The organism is Candidatus Protofrankia californiensis, from assembly GCF_900634765.1.
Classification (GTDB): Bacteria; Actinomycetota; Actinomycetes; order Frankiales; family Frankiaceae; genus Protofrankia; species Protofrankia californiensis.
Map to the genome: position 1 here is coordinate 10320 of NZ_CAAAFT010000093.1, position 4259 is coordinate 14578.

The window sequence follows — 4259 nt, forward strand, 5'->3', positions numbered from 1 at the left end:
GGCCAAAGGCAGTGCGATCATGCTTTTTCGCACTGCCGGAGGTCCAAGGCCCTGGGCCACGGGCGGGAATCCGACGGCTGGTCGGACAGTTACGTCACCTGCAAGGATCCTTGGAGCCGTCCGCGACACGGGAGAACAGACGGGCCGGGGGGATCGTTCCGTGATTCGCCGGCCCCCATGATCGTGTTGATTTCGGCCGGCAGGGACATCCACTCGGAGGTTCGATGACTGCCCAGTTCGCAACCGGGCTAGAGGGCCAGAAGCGGCGCGATGATGTTTCTTTCGCGCGGCCGGAGGCCCAGGTCCCCGGGTCGCTGGTTGCCTGTGCCCGCAACACCGCATCGACGCCCGCGCCGGCTCCCCGTCCCCATGATGGTCCGATCGGCCCTCTCGATCGGTGGCCGACCGTCCCGGAACCTGCCGTCACCGGTGACTTTTCTGCACGCGCGCACGCACCTGCCGGGGTATCGTCCGTTTCAGGGGCCGCCGGCACGTCCGTGAGCCGGCACGCCGCGGACGACCCAAGGAACGAGGGAGTGGTCCTGGTCGACGAGACCGTCGAGGAGCGGAGCAGCCGCTTCGAGCGAGACGCCTTGCCTTTTCTTGATCAACTTTATGCGGCGGCGCTGCGGATGACGCGAAACCCCGCCGATGCCGAAGATCTGGTGCAGGAGACCTTTGTCAAGGCGTTCGCGGCCTTCCACCAGTTCCAGGAAGGTACAAATCTCAAGGCATGGCTCTACCGCATCCTGACGAACACCTTCATCAACACCTACCGCAAGCGTCAGCGCCAACCGCTGCAGAGCCCGACCGAGCAGGTCGAGGACTGGCAGCTTGCCGATGCGGAGTCGCACACGTCCAGCGGCCTGAAGAGCGCTGAGACCGAGGCGTTGGAGCATCTGCCGGACAGCGACGTCAAGGAGGCACTCCAGGCGCTGCCCGAGGATTTCCGGATTGCGGTGTATCTTGCCGATGTCGAGGGGTTCGCCTACAAGGAGATCGCGGAGATCATGGGTACCCCGATCGGTACCGTGATGTCACGCCTGCATCGTGGCCGCCGCGGGCTGCGCACGGCTCTCGGGCACTACGCCCGGGAACGTGGCCTTGTCCGAGCGGGCAGCTCCGAGGCCGACGGCGGTGGGTTGTGAGCTGTGGGGGCCCGCACGCGGTCGACTGCCGGAAGGTGCTGGAAGCGGTCTACCTCTACCTCGACGGCGAGATCGACTTCGACCACAAGCACCTGGTTCGTTCACATCTGGACGAATGCTCCCCATGCCTTCGCGAGTTCGGCGTGGAACACGAGGTGAAGCTGTTGGTAGCCCGCAGGTGCGGCGGCGAGCGTGCTCCCGAGTCCCTCAGGGAGAGCGTTCTGGAACGGTTGCGTGCCGCCCGTATCGACGCGGACGCGGCAGAGTTCCGCACCGAATAGGGCTTGCCTGTGGCGGCCGGCCGTCTGATGGCGGTTAGGCTCTCATGCCGTGCGTATCCTCGTCACCGGCGCGGCCGGTTTTATCGGTTCCACGGTCACTGACCGTATGCTTGCCGACGGCCACGACGTCGTCGGGATCGACGACCTGTCCACCGGTCGGCTGGAGAACCTCGGCCCCGCCCTGCGTGACCACCGATTTTCATTCGAGAAGGTGGATATAACGTCTGCCGAGCTCCTCGGTGTCATCGGGCGGATCCGTCCCGATGTCGTCCTGCATCTGGCGGCACAGATCGACGTGCGGGTGAGTATCAGCGATCCATTGCTCGACGCCCGGCTGAACGTGCTGGGAACGATCAACGTGCTTGAGGCGAGCCGGCTGGCCGGCGTCGCAAAATTCATCCACACGTCGTCCGGCGGTTCGATCTACGGGACGCCGCAGCAGCTGCCGGTCAACGAGACCGCGCCGGTAGCTCCCGAGTCGCAGTACGCCGCGGGCAAGGCAGCCGGCGAGCTCTACCTGTCCGTGTACCGGTCCACATATGGGCTGGCCACGACGGCGTTGGCACTGGGGAACGTCTACGGGCCCCGGCAGGATCCGCACGGCGAGGCCGGGGTGGTGGCGATCTTCGGGACGGCGATGCTCGAGGGCCGCCCGACGAGGATCTTCGGTGACGGCGCGACCACCCGTGACTACGTCTTCGTCGGCGATGTCGCGGACGCCTTCGCCCGGTCCGTCCCGCCGGATGCCGCCAACGGCGAACGCCTCAACGTCGGCACAGGCACCCAGACGGCCGTCCGGGATCTGCATCGCACAATTGCGGAGATCGTCGGGGTGGCGGATGCTCCCGAGTTCGTCCCGCCCCGACCGGGTGAGCTGCAGCGGATCGCACTCGACGTCAGCAAGGCGGCCCGGCTGGTCGGCTGGCGGCCCCAGGTCGATCTGGACAGCGGGCTGAGGCAGACCGTCGAATGGCTGCGAGCCCACACCGCCACCGGCTGATCGGCGCTTTCTCCCGCTACCGGCCTGTTCGCCGATCGCCGCTGTTCGCCGATCGCCGTGGCCCGGTGAGGCCTCACCGGGCCATTGCCGCACCCCAAATATTACTCAAAATCATATAAAGGACGCGAACAGTAGCCGAATTGACAATATAGGTGCCTGAGACCGACCGCGGTCCGAACGGCTCAGGTGTTCGGGCGCTTGCCGTGGTTGGCCTTGTGCTTGGCGCGTGCACGCCGCTTGCGCTTCTTCTTCGCCACGTCAGGGACCTCCTTTCTGCTCGGGCCATCCTGTCATGGCTACTGGCCGAGGTGAGCATCCGCGGGTTCGGCGGAGGCGAGGTCCGGATCGTCGGCCTTCGGATCATCGTCGGGACGGACGCCGGCGGCCGGCGTGTCACGGACGCGGCGGGACTCGAGAGCTCGGCGCGCCCGTACCGGCGCGACCGCGCCGAACAGTCCGATGCCGGAGGCGACCAGGACGTCGCCGATGCTGACGACGGCTGCCGCGTTGGGAAACGCCAGCGGAATCACGTCGGTGGCCGGGCGCAGGACCGTGTCGGCACCGCCCGGTGTGTGCTGGGCGGAGGCTCGCAGCTCGCTGACGGGCACCCCGGCCCGCTCGGCTCCCCACAGTGAAACCGGCATCCGGCCGCCGTTGGCGAGGATTACCACGGTGTTCAGTGCGATCCCGACCCACAGCAGGCCGACGCCGGGAAGACGGGAGTTCGCCGCGGCGAACAGCACGATTGCCACCGTGGCCACCACCCATGCGGCCGCATGCAGGCCGGGGACGAGCCGGCCGGCGATCAGGGTCGCGATCGCGGCCACGAACACCCACGGGCGTGACACATAGACACGGACCAGAGCGTCCAGCGTGCCACCGCGGATCAGTCCTACGGTGACACCGCCCACCAGGGCAAGCACAAGGAGAACGAACACCCTCGTAGTGTGCGTCGTCCGGCGGGCCTTCGATCGCAAGCGCGGCATTCCGGCATGTCTGTGCTGCCTGCGCCGGCTCCCCCGACCGTTCAGGGAAGATCGTTGCCGGGCTTTGGGTGGGAGTTGCTACCGCCGCGTTAAGAGCTTGGGTGAATCAGCGGTCGAACAGGGACTTTCTTTGTCGACGTGGCGCGCAGCGGCCGGGTGCGGCCACACACTACGCTCACGCTGTGCACATGTCTGCGCGGGAGAAGGAACGCTCGGGACAGGGAAGGGGAGCCGTGGCCGAGGAAGTTCGGGCTGAGATGGTGGCCAACGTGTGGAAGGTCGTGGTCGGTGTCGGTGACACTGTGTCGGCCGGTGACACGCTGGTGATTCTCGACTCCATGAAGATGGAGATTCCGGTACTCAGCGAGGACGGTGGTCGGGTTGCCCAGATCGCGGTCCAGGAAGGAGACGTCGTTCAGGAAGGGGACCTGATCGCCCTCCTCGACCAGCTTCCGGTGGCCTGACCGCGGGCCTGCGGCCGGCAGGGCCGGAGGTCAACCTGCGATTGTGCCGTGTTCGGTGCAGCTGGCCGTCCATCCGGTCGGCGTGATCTGGACGACCATCCGTCGCCGGCAGGTCCGGCAGAACCGCGGTGGTTCCAACAGCCGTGCCTGGATGCAGGTGTCGTGCCCGCTGTCCGCGAGCGACTGCCCGCACCGGTCGCAGAAGGCCGTCTCCGTCCCGCTGAGCGACCCGGACGCGGGGGAAGCATGATCGCGCTGCCTGAGACCCTCTGGAGTCATGGTACCGAGGGTAGAACATCGGGCGGGCCGTCCGATGTTCTACCCGGACCCGCGGACCCGTCATCAGTACTACGGAACTACGGAACTACAGGTCCGCGGGT

General features: G+C 66.9%; 6 protein-coding genes. 4 read left to right on the top strand and 2 right to left on the bottom strand.

Annotated features, from left to right (window positions below; genetic code table 11):
- Positions 1-224 precede the first annotated feature (224 nt).
- From DD1DGNOD_RS05490 to DD1DGNOD_RS05500, 3 genes are read left to right on the top strand one after another with little or no spacing between them, the layout of a single operon-like run.
- Positions 225-1148 carry a sigma-70 family RNA polymerase sigma factor gene (locus tag DD1DGNOD_RS05490; RefSeq protein ID WP_346434271.1) on the top strand — a complete coding sequence of 308 codons (924 nt, stop codon included), beginning with the start codon at positions 225-227 and terminating at the stop codon, positions 1146-1148.
- Complete coding sequence (gene rsrA, locus DD1DGNOD_RS05495) at positions 1145-1429, top strand: mycothiol system anti-sigma-R factor (RefSeq protein ID WP_131765541.1); 285 nt, start codon at positions 1145-1147, stop codon at positions 1427-1429. Before DD1DGNOD_RS05490 ends, rsrA begins: the two co-directional genes overlap by 4 nt.
- Before the next feature lie 49 nt (positions 1430-1478).
- Positions 1479-2429 (top strand): GDP-mannose 4,6-dehydratase, encoded by a 951-nt coding sequence (locus DD1DGNOD_RS05500; RefSeq protein ID WP_131769592.1) that lies wholly within the window; start codon positions 1479-1481, stop codon positions 2427-2429.
- A gap of 182 nt (positions 2430-2611) precedes the next feature.
- On the opposite strand, the gene DD1DGNOD_RS31055 is transcribed toward DD1DGNOD_RS05500, so the two are convergent.
- The gene (locus tag DD1DGNOD_RS31055; RefSeq protein ID WP_369809780.1) at positions 2612-2686 is read right to left on the bottom strand and encodes a 50S ribosomal protein bL37; all 75 of its coding nucleotides are present in this window, start codon (positions 2684-2686) and stop codon (positions 2612-2614) included.
- Between the two features lie 39 nt (positions 2687-2725).
- Positions 2726-3367 (bottom strand): DUF5317 domain-containing protein, encoded by a 642-nt coding sequence (locus DD1DGNOD_RS05505; protein ID WP_131765543.1) that lies wholly within the window; start codon positions 3365-3367, stop codon positions 2726-2728.
- A gap of 281 nt (positions 3368-3648) precedes the next feature.
- Here DD1DGNOD_RS05505 and DD1DGNOD_RS05510 point away from each other — a divergent pair, with 281 nt between their 5' ends.
- A complete protein-coding gene (locus tag DD1DGNOD_RS05510) occupies positions 3649-3879 on the top strand; it encodes a biotin/lipoyl-binding carrier protein (protein ID WP_131765544.1) in 231 nt (76 codons plus the stop codon).
- Positions 3880-4259: the final 380 nt, after the last annotated feature.